Raw genomic sequence first — 19287 nt, forward strand, 5'->3', positions numbered from 1 at the left:
TCAGCCTTTCTCGTAGGTGATTTCGACGCGCCGGTTCTTGGCGCGTCCCGCGGGGTCGTCCTTGCCGCCCTTCTCGTTGGGGGTGACGGGCTTGGTCTCGCCGTGGCCCGTGGCCTCGATCTGGAGGTCGGCCCCCGCCAAGGCCTTCTGCAACTCGGCCTTGACCGCCTCGGCGCGCTGCTCGGAGAGGCGGAGGTTGTAGCCGGGGTCGCCGATGGAGTCGGAATGCCCGGACACCCGGACGGTGCCCGTGGCGGCGCGCAGCCGGGGGGCCAGGGAGGCGATGCGGCGCCGGGCGGCCTCGGTGAGGGTCGCCTTGTTGAAGTCGAAGAGGACGTCCGCGGAGATTCGCACGGTGACCTGCCTGCCGTCGGCCTCCTCTTCCTCCAGCGGGAGGACCGCCTCCGACAGGTCGATGCCGTACACCGCGCCGTCGGCGCCGATGGAACGGACGCTCTCGGACAGGTTCGCGTCGGGCACGCTCGGGTCGGCGCCCGCCACGGCGGGGACGGCCAGGACGAGCGCCAGGACGCCCGCGATGACGATCGGACGGCGCATCCGGCTCACCGCTGGACCGGGATGTCGCGGAAGGTGGGCCACGATCCGATCTGCACGTCGAGGGTCTTCACGTTCTCCGGCGGTGCCGCGAAGGTGAAGTAGAAGGGGGTGGCCTGGTCGTTCGTCATGTGGGTGAAGATGTCGTCGGTCTCCAGCTCCTTGCCGGACGAGTCCTTCACCACGACGTAGCGCTTGAGGTTCACCGGGTCGATCAGCGAGGTGCCGAGGCCGTGGTCGCCGTTGAGCCCGTAGGCGTTGGTGCGGCCCGGCTCGGCGCCCGGCACGTGCGGGGTGAACTGGACGTTGAGCGTGGCGAGCTTCCCCTTGACCCGGAGACCCATGATGGCGATGTCGACCTTGGCCCCCTGTGCCGCGGGGCTGTCGAAGGTGCCTTTCACCACCGGCTTGTCGGCGTTGTCGAAGGCGGCCTTCCCGACCGCGCCCTCGGCGCCCGCGCGGGAGGGCGTTCCGGATCCGGACGCCTCACCGGTCGCGGAGCAGCCGGTCAGTCCGGCTGCCGCCAGCACCCCCGCGGCGGTGAGGGCGGCCAGGCGATGGGAGAGGGGCATGGTCGGGTCCTTTCGGGTCTGTCGCATATGCAAATGTGTGTTGTCGTGACACCATGACCGGAAGAGCCCGGTAGCATGTGCGTGTGTGAATGTAGCGTTTGCATGTGCGAATCGTCAAGGGAGTCGATGAGGTGAGCATCACCGAGGACGCCGTCGCCCGGAACCGCGCGCTCCAGACCGAGTGGTACGGCGAACCGCTCGGCGACCGCGTCCGGCCGCTTCTCGCCCGTCTCGGCATGTCCCAGTCGGGGCTGGCCGGCGTGCTGGGGCTGTCCGCGCCGATGCTCTCCCAGCTCATGTCCGGGCAGCGCGCCAAGATCAGCAACCCGGCCGTCCTGCACCGGCTGATGGCGGCCGAGGAGCTCGTCGCCGATCCCGCGTTCGACACGCTGGCGCCCGTCGAGGTCAAGGCGCGCCTGGAGGAGATCAAGGCGGAGTCGGCGGCCACCACGTCGGGGATGCGCATGACCACGCCCGAACGCGTGCCGTCCGGCCGTCCCTCATCGGGCGCCGCGCCGTCCGACGAGACCTCCGGGCGGGACGGTCACCGGCCGGGTGGACGCCGCGCGGCCGAATCGGCCCGGCTCGTCCAGGCGCTGCTGCGCGAGGTGGCGTCCGCCGCCGAGATCGAGGCCGCCGCCGCACTGATCGCCGACCGCTTCCCCGACCTCGCGGAGGTGCTGCGCGTGTACGGCAACGGACGGACCGGTGAGGCCGAGGCGCACTTCGCCCGGACGGTCCTCAAGGAGGCCCCGCACGACCAGACGGTCATGCCGTAGCGCACTCGTCTCGATTCTTCTGGACCATAACAACTGGTTATGAATGGCAGGCGGTGCCGGAGGGCTCCGGGACGGCTAAAGTCTGTGGTCAGACTCACATGCAGGTCTGCCTGTTATGTATGTCACAGCTCCCGGCGGGTGGCGTAGGGTCGCTTCGCTGGAAGCGCATACGTGGCGTCACCGCCCGCATGCGGCGCGGCCCGCAGGCCGCCCGCGTGAGGAGGCCCCGGCCGGGGCGCACGACCAACGGCCCGGGGCGCGGACGGCCGCATGGGTGCGCGCAGACCGTGGTACGGGGACACGACGACCCGAGCTCAGGAGAGCGATCGATGAGCACTGTGGAGGCGCCGGCCAAAACGCGCGCCCAGATCAAGGAACGCACGCTCCGCAAGGACAACTGGCGCCTGTATCCGGTCACGACCTTCGTGATCTTCACGGCATGGGTGGTGTACGCGACCGTCCGGGCCTTCTGGGGCTCGGCCTTCTACGTGCCCGAGTTCCACTACCTGACGCCGTTCTACTCGCCGTGCCTGAACGAGATCTGCAACGGCGTGACGGTGAACGGCCATACGGGCGACGCGGCGGAGTTCGGGACGTTCCTGCCGGCGGGCACCCGCGGCTGGATCCCCTTCGCGGCGGTCTCGCTCCCGTTCCTGCTGCTGTTCCGCTTGACCTGCTACTACTACCGCAAGGCCTACTACCGGTCGTTCTGGGCGTCGCCGTCCGCGTGCGCCGTCCGCGAGCCGCACGCCAAGTACACCGGCGAGCGGCGCTTCCCCCTGATCGGGCAGAACCTGCACCGCTACTTCTGGCTGGCCGCCGTCGCCATCTCGCTCATCAACACCTATGACGCGATCCTCGCCTTCCACGGCAAGGACGGCGGTTTCGGCATCGGGCTCGGCACGCTGATCCTGGTCGCGAACGTGGTCCTGCTCTGGCTGTACACCCTGTCGTGCCACTCGTGCAGGCACATCGTCGGCGGGCGCCTGAAGAACTTCTCCAAGCACCCGTTCCGGTACCGGATGTGGGGCTGGGTGTCGAAGATCAACGAGCGCCACGGCATGTACGCCCTGATCACCCTGGGCTCGCTGGTGGTGGCCGACCTGTACGTCGCGCTGGTCGCCAGCGAGACCATCTCCGACCTGCGCATCTTCAACTGAGGCCAAGGAATCATGACTGAGATCGAGAGGCACTCGTACGACGTCGTGGTGATCGGCGCGGGCGGCGCCGGGCTGCGCGCGGCGATCGAGGCGCGCCTCCAGGGCAAGAAGACCGCGATCATCTCCAAGTCGCTGTTCGGCAAGGCCCACACGGTGATGGCCGAGGGCGGCGCCGCCGCCGCGATGGGCAACGTCAACGCCAACGACGACTGGATGGTCCACTTCCGCGACACCATGCGCGGCGGCAAGTTCATGAACAGCTGGCGGATGGCGGAGCTGCACGCCAAGGAGGCCCCGGACCGCATCTGGGAGCTGGAGCTGTGGGGCGCGCTGTTCGACCGCACCAAGGACGGCAAGATCAGCCAGCGCAACTTCGGCGGGCACGAGTACCCGCGGCTGGCGCACGTCGGCGACCGGACGGGCCTGGAGCTGATCCGCACCGCCCAGCAGAAGATCGTCGCCCTCCAGCAGGAGGACCACGCCGAGCACGGCGACTACGAGGCCAACCTCAAGGTGTGGGCCGAGACGACGGTGACCCGGCTGCTGAAGGACGCCGACGGCAAGATCTGCGGCGCGTTCGGCTACGTCCGCGAGACCGGGAAGTTCGTCGTGTTCGAGGCGCCCGCGGTGGTGCTGGCGACCGGCGGCATCGGCAAGGCGTTCAAGGTCACGTCCAACTCCTGGGAGTACACCGGGGACGGCCACGCGCTGGCGCTGCTCGCCGGCGGGACGCTGCTGAACATGGAGTTCGTCCAGTTCCACCCGACGGGCATGGTCTGGCCGCCGTCCGTCAAGGGCATCCTCGTCACCGAGTCGGTGCGCGGCGACCGCGGCGTCCTGCGGAACTCCGAGGGCAAGCGGTTCATGTTCGACTACATCCCCGAGGTGTTCAAGGAGCAGTACGCGACCACCGAGGAGGAGGGCGACCGCTGGTACGACGACCCGGAGAACAACAAGCGCCCGCCCGAGCTGCTGCCGCGTGACGAGGTGGCGCGGGCGATCAACGCCGAGGTCAAGGCGGGACGGGGATCGCCCCACGGCGGTGTGTTCCTCACCGTCGTCGACCGGATGCCCGGCGGCGCCGCCGAGATCGTCAAGCGGCTGCCGTCGATGTACCACCAGTTCAAGGAGCTGGCGGACGTCGACATCACCAAGGAGGCGATGGAGGTCGGCCCGACCTGCCACTACGTGATGGGCGGCGTGGAGGTCGACCCCGACACCGGTGCCGCGCTGGTCCCCGGCCTGTTCGCGGCGGGCGAGGTCTCCGGCGGCATGCACGGCTCGAACCGGCTCGGCGGCAACTCGCTGTCGGACCTGCTGGTGTTCGGCCGGCGGGCCGGGCTCGGCGCGTCGGAGTACGTGGACGGGCTGGCGGCGCGCCCCGCCGTCCCCGACCCCGAGGTCGAGGCGGCGACGGCCGAGGCGCTCGCGCCGTTCGAGCGGGAGGGCGGCGAGAACCCCTACGCCGTGCACGCCGAGCTGCAGCAGACGATGAACGAGCTGGTCGGCATCATCCGCAAGGAAGAGGAGCTGAAGCAGGCGCTGGAGGCGCTCGGCAAGCTCCGCGAGCGGGTCGCGAACGTGAGCGTCTCCCCGGTCGCCGTGAACGACGGGCGCGGCTACCACCCGGGCTGGCACCTCGCCCTGGACCTGCGCAACATGCTGCTCGTGTCGGAGGCGGTCGCGAAGGCGGCGCTGGAGCGGCAGGAAAGCCGCGGCGGCCACACCCGCGACGACTACCCGCAGATGTCGGCGGAGTGGCGGAAGACCAACCTGGTCTGCTCGCTGGCCGGCGACCCGTCGTCCCCGCACATCGAGCTGAAGCGCCAGCCGCTCACGCCGATGCGGGACGACCTGCTCCGGCTGTTCGACAACGACGAGCTGAAGAAGTACCTGACCGCCGAGGAGCTTCCGGCCGGACTGGCCGACGAGGTCGAGACGGAGGAGGACCGATGAGCTACGAGGCCAAGTTCAGGGTCTGGCGCGGCGACGACGGCGACGGCGAGCTCACCGACTACACGGTGGAGGTGAACGAGGGCGAGGTCGTCCTCGACATCATCCACCGGCTGCAGGCCACGCAGGCGCCCGACCTCGCCGTCCGGTGGAACTGCAAGGCGGGCAAGTGCGGCTCGTGCTCCGCGGAGATCAACGGCATGCCGCGGCTGCTGTGCATGACCCGGATGTCGACCTTCGACCCGGACGAGACGGTCACCGTCACGCCGATCCGGACGTTCCCGGTCATCCGCGACCTGGTCACGGACGTGTCGTTCAACTACCAGAAGGCGCGGGAGATCCCCTCGTTCGACCCGGGCGACGCCAAGCCCGGCGAGCTGCGCATGCAGCAGGTGGACGTGGAGCGGTCGCAGGAGTTCCGCAAGTGCATCGAGTGCTTCCTGTGCCAGAACGTCTGCCACGTCATCCGCGACCATGAGGAGAACAAGGAGAACTTCGCGGGCCCGCGCTTCCTGATGCGGATCGGCGAGCTGGAGATGCACCCGGCCGACGAGGCCGACCGGCGCAACATCGCGCAGGACGACCACGGGCTCGGCTTCTGCAACATCACCAAGTGCTGCACCGAGGTGTGCCCCGAGCACATCAAGATCACCGACAACGCCCTGATCCCGATGAAGGAGCGGGTCGTGGGCCGCAAGTACGACCCGGTGGTGTGGCTCGGCAGCAAGCTCGGCATCGTCAAGAAGGGGCAGGACACCCCGTCCGCCTGAGTCCGCCCGAGTTCTTCGCGAACGTCCCCCGCCGCCCCGCGCGACGGGGGGCGTTCGCGTTTCTCCGCCGCTGGCCGCCGCGGGGCGGCGCGCTGGCGAGCGACGCACCCGAGGCACGGCGGGCGGCGCGCCCCCGGACCGCCGCCCGCCGTTCCGCCGTTCCCCGTGAACGCCGAGGCGCCTGGACGACCCCCGGTCGCACACGCCGTGTCCCAGACTCGCCCACGCGCGCCCGATGGAGTAGGGATTAGTACACACAACCGTGATTGATTCCCGGGGAGCGGGAGCGGACGGTTCCCTTTAACGTGGGGGCATGAGCCCCCTCGAACCGGGTTCGTTCCTTGCCGATCTCACCCCGGCGGAACGGGCGGATCTGGAGTCACGTGGCCGCGTCCGCGACTTCGACCGGGGGGACGTGCTCTTCGCCGAGGGGGAGGAGCCCGGCTGGGTGGCCGTCCTGCTGAGGGGGCGGGTCAAGGCGTTCTCCTACCGCGAGCAGGGCGGCGAGGCGCTGCTGGCGGTGCGCGGCGCGGGCGCGCTGCTGGGCGAGGTCGCCGCGATCGACGGGATGCCCCGGTCGGCGACGGTCACCGCGCTCGAACCGGTGCGGGCGATCGCCGTCACGGCGGACGAGTTCATGGCGTTCCTGCAGGCCCACGGCCGCGTCTCCATCATCATCATGCGGATGCTCTGCCAGCGCTGGCGCGACGCGGACCGCAAGCGCGTCGAGTTCGGCATGTTCGACGCGACCGGGCGCGTGGCGCAGCGCCTCGTCGAGCTGGCCGAGCGGTTCGGCGTCCCCTACGAGCGCCGGACGGGCGCGAACGCCGGGGGGGAGAGCGTCCGGATCACGCTCAACCTGTCGCAGGAGGAGCTGGCGGGCTGGGTCGGCGCGTCCCGCGAGGCGGTCAGCAAGGCGCTGCGCACGCTGCGCCGGCATGGCTGGATCGAGACGGGGCGGCGGCGCCTCATCGTCCACGACCTCCAGGCGCTGCGCCGGCACGCGCGCTGACCCGGTGCGGGGCGCGCGCGGCGGCGACCCGTACTCTGTGCAGGATGCAGTTGCAGCAGCTCGCCTACTTCGTCGCGGTCGCGGAGGTACGCCACTTCACGCAGGCGGCCGAGCTCCTGCGGGTTGCGCAGCCTTCCCTCTCCAAGCAGATCCGCGCGCTGGAGAACGAGCTGAACGTGTCGCTGTTCAGCCGCGCGCGGGGAAACATCACGCTGACCCCCGCCGGGGAGGCCTTGCTGCCACTGGCGAAGCGCATCCTGGCCGATGTCGACACCGCGCGCTTGGAAGTGCAAGAGCTGGCCGGTCTGAAGCGCGGCCGTGTACGGCTCGGTGCCACACCGTCCCTGTGTGCGGGCCTGCTGGCGGACGTCCTGCGCCGCTTCCATGACGCGTACCCGGGGATCCAGCTCATCGTCGAGGAAGGAGGGTCCCGCGACCTGGTCCGGGAGCTGACGCGCGGCTCCCTCGACATGGCGCTGGTCATCCTCCCCCTGCACGGTGACCCGCCGCTGGACACCACCCCGATACTGCGCGAGAACCTGGTGGTGGCCTCTCCGGCCGGGCCCGACCAGAGGGCGCCGGAGCGCTCCCTCAAGGCGGCGCCGCTGCCGCGCCGTTCCTACCTGCGCATCGAGGACCTGCAGAACCGCCCCCTGGTGATGTTCCGTCCCGGCTACGACCTGCGCGAGGCGACCATCAGCGCGTGCAGGGCGGCCGGGTTCGAGCCCAGGTTCGCCGTGGAGGGGGGCGAGATGGACGCCGTCCTGCGCTTCGTCGAGGTCGGCCTCGGTATCGCGGTCGTGCCGAGCATGGTCCTCGCCGGACGTCCCGGCCTGCGCGGCACACCGCTCGTCCTGGCCGACGAGGAGGCCCGCCGCGGCCGCCACGCCCCCGGCCTGATCCGCACCATCGCCCTGGCCCACCGCAAGGACGTGGAGCTCACCCACGCCGCCCGCGCGTTCCAAGGCACCCTGGAGACGTTCCTGGTGGAGGCCGGTCTGGCCGGCAGCCTCCCCGCGGGCGTCGAGACCCTGGTCGGCTGAGCCCGCGGGCTCCTCCCCTCAGCTCTCCTGGAAGGCCACGTAGTCGTCCACCGCCTGCTCGGCGGCCCGGCGCATGTGGTCCTGGAGGGGCATGGGCCTATGATCGCGGATCCAGGGAGCGGAGGCGGGCGAGGACGCCGGAGGTCTGCGGGGTCTGGAGGTCCTCGAAGATGGCGAGGGCGCGCATCCAGCAGTCGCGGGCGGCGTCCTCGCGGCCCAGGTGCAGGTCGGCCTGGCCGAGGTTGTAGAGAGCCTCCCCTTCGCCGGGGCGGTCGCCGATCTCGCGGAACACCTCCAGCGCATCCCGGTAGTAGGTCACCGCCTGGTCGAAGTCGCGCAGGCCGTGGTGGGCGTAGCCGAGGCCGTGCAGCGACCAGCCTTCGGAGCGGCGGTCGGTCTTCACGGCGATGGGGTGGGCCTCCTGGAAGCAGATGAGGGCGGCGTCGAAGTCGCTGAGCCCGGCGTGCGCGTAGCCGAGGGCGATGAGGGCGAGGCCGGCGTTGCGCCGGTCGCCGGCCGCCGAGGCGAGCCGCAGCGACCGGCGGAGGTGGACGACCGCCTCGTGGTGCCGCTGGAGGCGGCGGCAGGTGTGGCCGAGGCCGTGCAGGGCCCACGCCTCGCCCCGGGGGTCGCCGAGCCGCGCGAACACCTCGCACGCGGCGGTGAAGAAGCGGGCGGACTCCTCGAACCGCCACTGGCTCTGGCTGGCGTAGCCGAGGCCGGCGAGCGCGTAGCCGATGCCGCGGTCGTCGCCGAGGACGCGGGCGGAGGTGAGGCCGGTGCGCAGCGCCTTGATCCAGTCCGTCCACGGGCTGCGGAAGAAGAAGAACGTCCAGAGGGCGAGCGGGAGCCGCCAGGCGATGTCGTGGTGGCCCTCGTCCGCGGCGACCCGGGCGGCGGCGATCAGGTTGAGCCGCTCGGTCTCGCACCAGCTGCGGGCCTCCCCGGCGGTGCCGAAGGAGAGCGGGCGGCACGGCTCGTCCGGCAGCGTCAGCGCCGGGGTGATGCGCTCCGGGCAGAGCAGGCGGCGCGCGTTGTCGGCGGTGCCGAGGTACCAGGCGAGGACGCGGCGCAGGGCGGCGGTGCGCTCCTCGCCGTCCGGCCCGCCGCCGAGGGGCCCGACGCGGTAGCGGCCTTCGGCGCACTCCTCCAGGCCGAGCCCGCCGAGCACCGCGGCGGCCTCCTCGTCGGAGACGGCGAGCAGGGCGGCCGCGGCCGGGACGGAGATCTCGCCGCCCGGGTGGAGGGCGAGGAGCCGCGGGACGCGGCCGGCGTCGGCGCGCGTGCCCGGCAGCCGGATCCAGCCGCGCGTCCGGGTCTCCTTGACCGAGACGTCCACCTCGCGGAAGGAGGCTGCGGCGCACGCCGGGCTCTGCCGGACGACCTCCTGGTAGAACCAGTCGGAGGCGATCAGCGCGAGAACGCCGGGGCAGTCGCGCAGCGCCTCCTTGAGCGGGGCGGCATCCAGCAGCCGGAACGTCGTGGTGATCGACTTCCCGGTGACGCCGTGCCCGTCGTAGACGACCTCCCCGGCGTGGACGGCGGCGCGGACCCTGATCCGGGCGCCCGGGGGCGCGCCGCCGTTGTGCCGGCCGAGCACGCCCGCGAGCGCCATTGGGAACGCGCCGGCCAGTCGCTCCTTCGGCACGTCGGGCCCGACGAGGATCATGGCGCCGTCGCCGCGGTCCTCGCAGTAGCAGGACTCCGACGGGATGCCGGACTCGACCAGGGCCTCCCGTAAGGCCTGGTAGAGCCCGTCGCGGGCGACGAGCTGGTCCCAGTTCGTCCGGCCGCCGAAGGCCTCGATGTCGACGCAGAGGATCGACCGGTGGACCGCCTGCGACGACAACGGCCGCCCTTGCATCTGCTGATGCAGATGCACTCCCTTATGCACGTGCATGGCGGGATGCTAGTGCAAGATCGCACCTCGCCGAAGGCGTTGTGCGCAGGTGCGAGAAGCCGATCAGGCGGCCAGCAGATCCCGCAGGAGACGTGCCCGGACTTCGGCGTCCTCGCCTTCCGGGAGGTGCCACGGGCAGGCGACGCTCAGCGCGGCGACGCGGCCGGTGGCCATGATCCGGCGGACGGACTCGACGACCGTGTCGCGGGAGGGCCCGCCGCCGACCGGGAACTTGAGTCCGGGCAGGTCACCGGCGTCGATCACGTCCACGTCGACGTGCAGGACGATGGGCCCCTCCGGCAGGACGACGTCCTCCACACCGCAGCGCCGCACCTTCGACGACGCCAGGAAGTCCGCCTCCGCCGGGTCGAGGTCGCGGGCGTCCACCAGGACGGCGCGCTCCTCCGGCAGCGGGCGCAGCCCCAGCCGGTCGGCCAGGAGGCCGGAATCGGCCCCGAGGATCTGCCGCAGCGGCATCCCGCCGATGTAACCGGACGTCGAGCTCCGCACCGTGTGGACGTCACCGTGCGCGTCGAACCAGACGATGGAGGCGTCCACCCCCGCCTTCTGCACGCCCGCGAGGACGGCCTCGGCGGTGAGGCAGTCGCCCGACACCACGAGCGGCCGCGAGCCCCCGCCGACCTGGTCGGCGACCTCGGCCCTGACCAGCTCGAACAGCGCGCCGACCCGCTGCCACACGTCGCCCTCCGGCAGTTCCCGCGTGACCGGGATGACGTCCGGGCCGGGCACCGGGAAGGAGGAGTCGGGGAGTCGTTCGTCCTGGTGGTACGGCACCAAAGTGATGGTCATGCCGCCAACAGTAGAAGGCCCCGCCCGGTATTCCGAGCGGGGCCTGGAACAGGGGGTCAGCGCTTCTTGCCGCCCGCGGTCGCCTTCAGGTAGTCGTGGTTCAGGCGGCCGATGACGTCCAGCGGGATGCCCTTCGGGCAGGCGGCGGTGCACTCGCCGGTGTTGGTGCAGCCCCCGAAGCCCTCCTCGTCGTGGGTCTCCAGCATGGACACGACCCGGTCCCAGCGCTCCGGCTGGCCCTGCGGCATCAGCCCGAGGTGGGTGACCTTCGCACCGAGGAACAGCGCGGCGGAGCCGTTCGGGCAGGCCGCGACGCACGCGCCGCAGCCGATGCACTCGGCGGCCTCGAACGCGCGGTCGGCGTCCGGCTTCGGCACGGGCGTCGAGTGCGCCTCGGGCGCGGTGCCGGTCGGGGCGGTGATGTAGCCGCCCGCCTGGATCATCCGGTCGAACGCCGACCGGTCGACCACCAGGTCCTTGACCACGGGGAACGCCTTCGCCCGCCACGGCTCGACGTCGATGACCTCGCCGTCCCTGAACTTGCGCATGTGGAGCTGGCACGTGGTGGTGGCCCGCTCCGGGCCGTGCGGGGTGCCGTTGATGACCAGCGAGCACATGCCGCAGATGCCCTCGCGGCAGTCGTGGTCGAACGCGACCGGCTCCTCCCCGGACGCGATGAGCTTCTCGTTGAGGACGTCCAGCATCTCCAGGAACGAGGCGTCGGGGGAGACGTCGTCGAGCTTGTACTCGACCATCCGCCCCTTGTCCTGGGGGCCGCTCTGGCGCCAGACGCGCAGTGTGAGCTTCATGATTACCTGTACGACCTCTGTTACTTGTACGAGCGCTGCGTGGGCTTGACGTACTCGAAGGTGAGGGCCTCCTTGTGGAGGACGGGCTGCGCGCCCTCCCCGGCCCATTCCCAGGCGGCGGCGTAGCCGAAGTTGTCGTCGTCGCGCTTGGCCTCGCCGTCCTCGTCCTGGCTCTCGGCCCGGAAGTGGCCGCCGCAGGACTCGGTGCGGTGCAACGCGTCGATGACCATCAGCTCGGCCAGCTCGAAGAAGTCGGCGACGCGGCCGGCCTTCTCCAGCTGCTGGTTCAGCTCCTCGCCCTTGCCGGTGACCTTGACGCGCGTCCAGAACTCGTCGCGCAACGCGGGGATGAGGGTGAGCGCCTTGCGCAGCCCCTCCTCGGTGCGCTCCATGCCGCAGTACTCCCACATGATGTGGCCGAGCTCGCGGTGGAAGGAGTCGACGGAACGGTCCCCGTCGACCGACAGCAGCCGCTCGATCCGGGACCGCACCCGCTCCTCGGCCTCGCCGATCGCCGACTCCGAGACCGGGTCGAACGGATTGCGGGCGATGTAGTCGCCGATCGTGTTCGGCAGGACGAAGTAGCCGTCCGCCAGTCCCTGCATCAGCGCGGACGCGCCGAGCCGGTTCGCGCCGTGGTCGGAGAAGTTGGCCTCGCCGATGACGAACAGCCCCGGGATGGTGGACTCCAGGTCGTAGTCCACCCACAGGCCGCCCATCGTGTAGTGGACGGCGGGGTAGATCCGCATCGGCGTGTCGTACGGGTTCTCGCCGGTGATGCGCTCGTACATCTCGAAGAGGTTGCCGTACTTGGCCTCGACCTTGTCGCGGCCGAGCCGCTCGATCGCGTCGGCGAAGTCGAGGTAGACGCCGAGCCCGCCCGGGCCGACGCCGCGTCCCTCGTCGCAGACGTTCTTCGCCGCGCGGGACGCGATGTCGCGCGGCACCAGGTTCCCGAAGGAGGGGTAGATGCGCTCCAGGTAGTAGTCGCGCTCGTCCTCGGGGATGTCGCCGGGACGGCGGGAGTCCCCGGCCTCCTTCGGCACCCAGACCCGGCCGTCGTTGCGCAGCGACTCCGACATCAGCGTGAGCTTCGACTGGTGGTCGCCGCTGACCGGGATGCACGTCGGGTGGATCTGCGTGTAGCAGGGGTTGGCGAACAGGGCGCCGTGCCGGTGGGCGCGCCAGGACGCGGTGACGTTCGAGCCCATCGCGTTGGTGGACAGGAAGTACACGTTGCCGTAGCCGCCGGACGCCAGCACGACCGCGTCGGCGGTGTAGTGCTTGATCTCTCCGTTGATCAGGTTCCGGACGACGACGCCGCGCGCCCGCCCGTTCTCCATGATCAGGTCGAGCATCTCGTGCCGCGGGTACAGCTCGACGTTGCCGGCGTCGACCTGGCGCATCAGCGCCTGGTAGGCGCCGAGGAGCAGCTGCTGGCCCGTCTGCCCGCGGGCGTAGAAGGTGCGGGAGACCTGCGTCCCGCCGAAGGACCGGTTGTCGAGCAGGCCGCCGTACTCGCGGGCGAACGGGACGCCCTGCGCGACGCACTGGTCGATGATGTTCCGGGAGATGTCGGCGAGCCGGTAGACGTTGGACTCGCGCGAGCGGAAGTCGCCGCCCTTGACCGTCTCGTAGAACAGCCGGTACACGCTGTCGCCGTCGTTGCGGTAGTTCTTGGCGGCGTTGATGCCGCCCTGCGCGGCGATCGAGTGGGCGCGGCGCGGGGAGTCCTGGAAGCAGAACTGCTGGACGTGGTAGCCGGCCTCGCCGAGGGTGGCGCCGGCCGAGCCGCCCGCCAGGCCCGTGCCGATGATGATGATCTTCTTCTTGCGCTTGTTGGCCGGGTTGACCTGCTTGGCCTCGAACTTGCGGGTCGTCCAGCGGTCCTCGATGGCGCCCGCCGGGGCCTTGGTGTCGGCGATCGGCTCGCCGGTCGTGTAGAAGCCGTCACTCATGTTCAGCTCACCCATCCGAAGGTGATGGAAAGGGGGACCGAGACGAAGCCGAGCGTCACCAGGGCCGCGACCGTCGCGGCGAGGCTCCGCAGGGCGCGCTCGCTGCGCGGGGTCCGCAGCCCGAGCGTCTGGAACGCGCTCCAGACGCCGTGGTGGAGGTGCAGTCCGACGAGCAGGACGGCGACGACGTACCAGACGGTGATGTACCAGCGGGACGGGTCGAAGTCGGCGACCATCCGCTCGTACGGGGTGGCGCTCCTGCCCGCGGGGTTCACGACGAAGAAGGTGAGGTCCAGGAGGTGCCAGACGACGTACACGGCGATGATGACGCCGCCGTACCGCATCGTCCGGGTGGCGTAGCCCTGCGCGTGCGACTTCTTCCGCGACTGGTACTTCACGGGACGGGCCGCGGAGGCGCGGCGCGCGAGCGACACCGCCGACCACATGTGCAGGACGACCGACACCCCGAGCGCCACCTCGATGAGTGTCAGCACCGTCCGGTGCGGCACCGCGGGCTCGCCCATCGTGCGGAGCCAGTGCGCGTAGTGGTTGAAGTCCTCCGCCCCGAGGAAGATCTTCAGGTTCCCGATCATGTGCAGGACCAGGTACAGCACGAGCACGCCGCCGGTCACCGCCATGACGGCCTTCTTGCCGACGGTCGATCGGTAGATCGCAGGTATCGCTATAGCCACGGCCTGCACGCTATGTCCGGTTCGGCGATTCTTGCCAAGTCGGTCAGGCACTCGTTGCGATAGCCGCAGGCTATGCACACACGCAGGCCGGGACTTGTGGCCGTTCCGTGACGTCTGCCCAGGTGAGGGACTTCACAGGGGGTGCGGGAACCCTCCCGGACGGTGATCCAGAAGACATTGACGGAGGTCGGAGGAGTGTGATCGGCGGGCCGTGCCGGGGCCACCGGAGCCGGGCCGCCGGGTCAGAGCTCCCCGGCCTCCGCGCCCTCCGCGCGCCGCGCCAGCAGCAGGACGGCGAGGTCGTCGGTCAGGGCGTCGCCGTTGAGCCGCTCCACCTCGCCCACCAGCTCGTCGATGAGGCGGCGTCCCGTGGCGCCCTTGCCGCGCGCCGCCCGGGCGAGCTCGGTCAGGCCCTCGGTGCCGAGCCGCTCGGAGCCGGAGCCGACCCGGCCCTCGATCAGGCCGTCGGTGTAGAGCATCAGGGCCCAGGACTCGCCGAGATCGATCTCGGTGGTCGGCCATTCGGCGCCGGGCACGAGGCCGAGCGCCGGGCCGTGCGCGTAGTCGGGCAGCGCGGTGACCTCGCCGCCGGCGCCGGGCGCCCCGCGGAACAGCAGCGGGGCGGGGTGGCCGGCCAGGTGCATCCGCGCGGTCCGCCGGGACGGCGCGATCGTGATCATGCAGAGGGTGGTGAAGATCTCCTCGCTGCGCCGCTCGTGGCCGAGGACGGTGTCGAGGGTGCCGAGGAGCTGCTCGCCGGTGTGGCCGGCGAGGACGAGCGTCCGCCAGGCCATCCGCAACTGGACGCCGAGGGCCGCCTCGTCGGGGCCGTGCCCGGCGACGTCGCCGATCATCAGGTGGACCGCGCCGCCGTCGGTCTGCACGGTGTCGTAGAAGTCGCCGCCGAGCAGCGCGCGCCGCCGGCCTGGCCGGTAGCGGGTGTGGTGCCGCAGCGACGGGTCGTCGATGAGGGGGACGGGCAGCAGCCCGCGCTCCAGCCGCGCGTTCTCCCGGCCGAGGATGCGGGCCTCGACGAGGCGCCGCTCGGTCTCCTCCGAGCGCTTGCGCTCTATGGCGTAGCGGATGGCGCGGGCCAGCAGCGGCGCGTCCACCTCCTGCTTGACCAGGTAGTCCTCGGCGCCCGCGGCGACCGCCTGCACGCCGAGGTGGGCGTCGTTCAGGCCGGTCAGGACGACGACGGCGGCCGTCCCGGAGAGGTCGAGCACCTGCCGGAGCGCCTCCAGCCGGTCGATGCCGGGAGTGGACAGGTCGACGATGATGCACTGCGTGCGGCGGGTCAGCGCCCGCGCGGCGGTGGCGAGGTCCTGCGCGACGGTGATGCCCGCGTCCATGCCGCTCTCGGCGAGCATCTTCTCGACCATGAGGACGTCGGAGGGGTCGTCGTCGATGAGGAGCAGGTCGAGCCTGTCCTCGGCCCCCGGCGTGAAGGGGTGGGTCCGATGGCTGATGGTGCTCACAGGGCTTCCGAAGAGTCGGGCTGGCGACGGCACTGGCAACGGCCGTGGCGAACCGCTTTATTCCTGCGGCGGCAGGGAGGCGGTACCGGCCGCGCCGGGGCAGCGGCATCGGCCTAGCCGCCAGGGTCCCGGCTCATGGAGCGGAGTGGGGCTCGCTCCGTTACGGAGTTGACCCTAGCGTGTCCGCGCGGCGTGCCGCACCCCCTGAGCGCGTCCGTGGGCGAGATTTCGGGCTGACCGTAATGGGATCTGCCCTGCTGAAAAACCAGTCGAGATTCCGGCGATCCGCTGCATAACCTTCGACGCGTGAAGCCGTTGCCGGAGAAAGATCCTGGCAGCCCCGACCACAGCACCCCGGCCCGCTACCTGCTGTGGCTGCTGCGCGCCCAGTGGCGCAGCGTCACCGCCGGCGCGGCCCTCGGCGTGGTGTGGATGCTCAGCCAGGCCCTGATACCCGCCGCCGTCGGCCGCGCCATCGGCGACGGCGTCGCGGCGCGGGACGAGCGCGCCCTGGTGACGTGGGGCGCCGTCCTCGCCGGGCTCGGCGTGGTGCAGGCGGTGACGGGCGCCGCCCGCCACCGGTTCGCCGTGTACAACTGGCTCGCCGCCGCCTACCGGACGGTCCAGCTCGTCACCCGGCAGTCCACCCGCCTCGGCGGGACGCTGCCGAGGCGGCTGAGCGCGGGCGAGGTGGTCAGCATCGGCCTGTCGGACGTGGCGCACATCGGTGAGGCCCTGGACATCATCGCCCGCGGGTCGGGGGCCGTGGTCGCGATCGCCGCCGTGACCGGCATCCTGCTGACGACGTCGCCGCCGCTCGGGCTGATCGTGCTGGTCGGCGTCCCGCTGATCCTGGCGGTCGCGGCGCCGCTGCTGCGCCCCTACCGCGAGCGGGAGCTGGCGCACCGGGAGCTGGTCGGCGAGCTGAGCACGCACGCCACCGACCTCGTCGCGGGCCTGCGGGTGCTGCGCGGCATCGGCGGCGAGGCGCTGTTCTCCGGCCGGTACCGCGCGGAGTCGCAGCGGGTGCGCGCCGCCGGGGTGGCGGTCGCGCGTGCCGAGACCCGGATGAACGGCGCCGAGGTGCTGCTGCCCGGCCTGCTGATCGCGCTGGTGACCTGGGCCGGCGCCCGGTTCGCCGTGCGCGGGACGATCGGCGTGGGCGAGCTGGTCGCGTTCTACGGCTACGCGGTGTTCCTGATCGTGCCGCTGAAGACCCTCGGCGAGGCGGCCGGAAAGATCACCAAGGGGCTGGTCGCGGCGGGCCGGGTGACCGCGCTGCTGCGGCTCGACCCCGAGCTGCCCGACACCGGGACGGCCCGCCCGGCGGCGGACGCCGAGCTGGTCGACATCGCGTCCGGGCTGGTCGTGCGGCCGGGCCGGGTCACCGCGGTCGCGGCGGCCGACCCGCGCGACGCGCAGGCGATCGCCGACCGGCTGGGCCGGTACCGGGACGGCGACGTCGACTTCGGCGGCGTCTCGCTGCACGACGTCGCGGACGTCCGGACGCGGATCCTGGTCGCGGTCAACGAGGACCGCCTGTTCTCCGGGCCCCTCGCCGAGACGCTGGCGCCCGGCGGCGACGAGGCGGCGCTGCGGGCGGCGGTCCGGGACGCCTGCGCCGAGGACATCGTCGACGCGGTCGGCCTGGACGCCCATGTCGTCGAGGCCGGGCGCGAGTTCTCGGGTGGCCAGCAGCAGCGCCTTCGCCTCGCGCGGGCGCTCGCCGCCGACCCCGACGTCCTCGTCCTTGTGGAGCCCACCAGCGCGGTGGACGCGCACACCGAAGCGCGCATCGCCGACAGGCTCGGCCAAGCGCGCGCGGGTCGTACCACGGTGGTCTGCACGACCAGCCCGCTGATGCTGGACCGCGCCGACCACGTCGCCTTCGTCCAGGACGGCCTGGTCGTCGCGGAGGGAACCCACCGCGACCTCCTCCAGAGCGAACCGCGTTACGAGGCGACCGTCACCAGGGGAGAGGCGACTCCCAGAGAAGAGACCGCGGAAAGGGCGGGAACGTGAGTGCCGAGACGCTGCCGGTCGCGACGACCGCGCAGGTGCGGGCGTACGCGCGGCGGCTCGTGCTGCGCCATCCCCGCGCCCTGGCCGGGGTGCTCGTCCTGCACGCGCTCGCCGCCGTGACCGGGCTGGTCACCCCCCGGCTGCTCGGCGCGCTCGTCGAGGACGTCAGGGACGGCCGGGCCGACATCACCGCGACCGGCCTCGCCATCGCCGCGTTCGTGGTCGTGCAGGGCGTGCTGGTCCGGTACGCCTACCTCGCGTCCGCGACGCTGGGCGAGCGCGTGCTGGCCGAGCTGCGGGAGGAGTTCGTCGACCGCGTCCTCGCGCTGCCGCTGTCCACCGTGGAGCGCGCGGGCACCGGCGACCTCGTCACCCGCGCGTCCCGCGACGTGGACACGCTGAGCACGTCCGCCCGGTACGCGATGCCGGAGGTCCTCGTGGGCATCGTCGTCGGCGCGTTCACGGTCGGGGCGCTGCTGCTGAACGGGCCGCTCGTCGCGCTGCCCGCGCTGGTCGCCACCCCGATGCTGTGGGCGGTCATGCGCTGGTACCTGCCGCGCGCCCACGGGGGCTACCTGCGGGAGAACGCGGCCTGGTCGGAGATCGCGGACGGGCTGACCGAGACCGTGCAGGGCGCCCGGACGGTCGCGGCGCTCGGCCTCGCCGCCCGCAGGCACGAGCGGGGCGACGCCGACATCGCGCGGTCCTACCGGGCCGAGCGCTACACCCTGCGGTTGCGCATGGTGCTGTTCCCCGCGGCCGAGATGGGCTTCGTGCTGCCCGTCGTGTCGACGCTGCTGGTCGGCGGCTTCCTCTACATCCACGACATGGCGACGCTGGCGCAGGTGACCGCCGCGACCCTGTACGCGCAGCAGCTGATCCAGCCGGTCGACACGGTGCTGTCGTGGCTGGACGAGCTGCAGCTCGGCGGTGCGTCCCTCGCGCGCCTGCTGGGCGTCGAGAACGTCCCGCCGGACCGCGTGCCCGGTGGCCGCGTCCCGGACGGGGAACGGCTCACGGCGCGGGACGTCCGCTACGCCTACCGGCCGGGGCAGGACGTCCTGCACGGCGTGGACCTCGCCCTGCGGCCCGGGGAGCGGCTCGCGATGGTCGGACCGAGCGGCGCGGGCAAGTCGACGCTCGGCCGCCTGCTCGCCGGGGTGGACGCCCCGCGCTCGGGGGCGATCACCCTCGACGGCGACGCCGGTGCGGGGAGCGGCGGCGTCCCGCTGGTGGAGCTGCCGCTGACCGACCTGCGCGGCCACGTCGCCCTCGTCACCCAGGAGCACCACGTGTTCCGCGGCACGCTGCGCGAGAACCTCGTGATGGCCCGCGAGGGCGCGTCCGACGAGGAGATCGGCCGGGTCCTGCGGGCGGTCGACTGGGACGGCCCCGGCCTCGACACCGTGGTCGGCTCGGGCGGCGAGACGCTGACGCCCGCGCAGGCGCAGCAGCTCGCGCTGGCCCGGCTGGTCCTCGCCGACCCGCACACGCTGGTCCTGGACGAGGCGACGTCGCTCCTCGACCCGCGCGCCGCGCGCCGGCTGGAGCGCTCGCTCGCCGCCGTCCTGGACGGCCGCACCGTCGTGGCGATCGCGCACCGCCTCCACACCGCGCACGACGCCGACCGCGTGGCGGTGGTGGAGGACGGGCGCATCACCGAGCTCGGCACCCACGCCGAACTCATCGCCGCCGAGGGCTCCTACGCCGCCCTATGGAGCTCCTGGCACGGCGGCGAGACCCGGGAACCCGCCGGCCACTGATCCGGCAACCC

16 protein-coding genes are annotated in these 19287 nt (G+C 72.0%); 8 read left to right on the top strand and 8 right to left on the bottom strand.

Going from position 1 to position 19287, the window contains the following annotated elements; genetic code table 11:
• Both ABGB11_RS02010 and ABGB11_RS02015 read right to left on the bottom strand, forming a co-directional pair.
• The gene (locus tag ABGB11_RS02010) at positions 1-558 is read right to left on the bottom strand and encodes an OmpA family protein (protein ID WP_347628123.1); all 558 of its coding nucleotides are present in this window, start codon (positions 556-558) and stop codon (positions 1-3) included.
• 5 nt (positions 559-563) lie between these two features.
• A complete protein-coding gene (locus tag ABGB11_RS02015) occupies positions 564-1127 on the bottom strand; it encodes a hypothetical protein (protein WP_347628125.1) in 564 nt (187 codons plus the stop codon).
• A 104-nt stretch (positions 1128-1231) separates the two neighbouring features.
• On the opposite strand from ABGB11_RS02015, the gene ABGB11_RS02020 reads away from it, so the two are divergent.
• The 6 genes from ABGB11_RS02020 to ABGB11_RS02045 all read left to right on the top strand — a co-directional run bounded on the left by ABGB11_RS02020 (position 1232) and on the right by ABGB11_RS02045 (position 7844).
• The gene (locus ABGB11_RS02020; RefSeq protein WP_347628127.1) at positions 1232-1906 is read left to right on the top strand and encodes a helix-turn-helix domain-containing protein; all 675 of its coding nucleotides are present in this window, start codon (positions 1232-1234) and stop codon (positions 1904-1906) included.
• Between the two features lie 329 nt (positions 1907-2235).
• On the top strand, positions 2236-3066 hold the full coding sequence (locus tag ABGB11_RS02025; protein ID WP_347628128.1) for a hypothetical protein: 831 nt from the start codon (positions 2236-2238) through the stop codon (positions 3064-3066).
• 12 nt (positions 3067-3078) lie between these two features.
• On the top strand, positions 3079-5022 hold the full coding sequence (locus ABGB11_RS02030) for a fumarate reductase/succinate dehydrogenase flavoprotein subunit (protein ID WP_347628130.1): 1944 nt from the start codon (positions 3079-3081) through the stop codon (positions 5020-5022).
• Entirely contained in the window at positions 5019-5789 is a 771-nt protein-coding gene (locus ABGB11_RS02035; RefSeq protein WP_347628132.1) for a succinate dehydrogenase/fumarate reductase iron-sulfur subunit, read from the top strand. The genes ABGB11_RS02030 and ABGB11_RS02035 overlap by 4 nt, the downstream gene beginning before the upstream one ends.
• 313 nt (positions 5790-6102) lie before the next feature.
• Positions 6103-6801: a Crp/Fnr family transcriptional regulator gene (locus tag ABGB11_RS02040; RefSeq protein ID WP_021594287.1), complete on the top strand. Its 699-nt coding sequence runs from the start codon at positions 6103-6105 to the stop codon at positions 6799-6801.
• A gap of 44 nt (positions 6802-6845) precedes the next feature.
• Positions 6846-7844 (top strand): LysR substrate-binding domain-containing protein, encoded by a 999-nt coding sequence (locus tag ABGB11_RS02045; protein WP_347628134.1) that lies wholly within the window; start codon positions 6846-6848, stop codon positions 7842-7844.
• Between the two features lie 97 nt (positions 7845-7941).
• Here ABGB11_RS02045 and ABGB11_RS02050 read toward each other — a convergent pair whose 3' ends face one another.
• From ABGB11_RS02050 to ABGB11_RS02075, 6 genes are all read right to left on the bottom strand, one after another.
• Positions 7942-9744, bottom strand: a complete 1803-nt coding sequence (locus ABGB11_RS02050; protein ID WP_347628136.1) for a tetratricopeptide repeat protein — start codon at positions 9742-9744, stop codon at positions 7942-7944.
• Positions 9745-9807: 63 nt separating this feature from the next.
• On the bottom strand, positions 9808-10554 hold the full coding sequence (locus ABGB11_RS02055) for an arginase family protein (RefSeq protein WP_347628138.1): 747 nt from the start codon (positions 10552-10554) through the stop codon (positions 9808-9810).
• A 56-nt stretch (positions 10555-10610) separates the two neighbouring features.
• Positions 10611-11363: a succinate dehydrogenase/fumarate reductase iron-sulfur subunit gene (locus tag ABGB11_RS02060; protein WP_347628140.1), complete on the bottom strand. Its 753-nt coding sequence runs from the start codon at positions 11361-11363 to the stop codon at positions 10611-10613.
• A gap of 20 nt (positions 11364-11383) precedes the next feature.
• A complete protein-coding gene (locus ABGB11_RS02065; protein ID WP_347628545.1) occupies positions 11384-13321 on the bottom strand; it encodes a fumarate reductase/succinate dehydrogenase flavoprotein subunit in 1938 nt (645 codons plus the stop codon).
• A 2-nt stretch (positions 13322-13323) separates the two neighbouring features.
• Complete coding sequence (locus ABGB11_RS02070) at positions 13324-14013, bottom strand: succinate dehydrogenase cytochrome b subunit (RefSeq protein ID WP_347628142.1); 690 nt, start codon at positions 14011-14013, stop codon at positions 13324-13326.
• A 242-nt stretch (positions 14014-14255) separates the two neighbouring features.
• Positions 14256-15491, bottom strand: coding sequence for a SpoIIE family protein phosphatase (locus ABGB11_RS02075; RefSeq protein WP_347628144.1), 1236 nt, complete (start codon positions 15489-15491; stop codon positions 14256-14258).
• Positions 15492-15797: 306 nt separating this feature from the next.
• Between ABGB11_RS02075 and ABGB11_RS02080 the strand changes: the two genes are divergently transcribed.
• Positions 15798-17513, top strand: a complete 1716-nt coding sequence (locus ABGB11_RS02080) for an ABC transporter ATP-binding protein (protein WP_347628146.1) — start codon at positions 15798-15800, stop codon at positions 17511-17513.
• Positions 17510-19276 (top strand): ABC transporter ATP-binding protein, encoded by a 1767-nt coding sequence (locus tag ABGB11_RS02085; RefSeq protein ID WP_347628148.1) that lies wholly within the window; start codon positions 17510-17512, stop codon positions 19274-19276. Before ABGB11_RS02080 ends, ABGB11_RS02085 begins: the two co-directional genes overlap by 4 nt.
• Positions 19277-19287: the final 11 nt, after the last annotated feature.

The organism is Actinomadura sp. B10D3, from assembly GCF_039871695.1.
In the GTDB taxonomy this organism is placed as follows: Bacteria; Actinomycetota; Actinomycetes; order Streptosporangiales; family Streptosporangiaceae; genus Spirillospora; species Spirillospora madurae.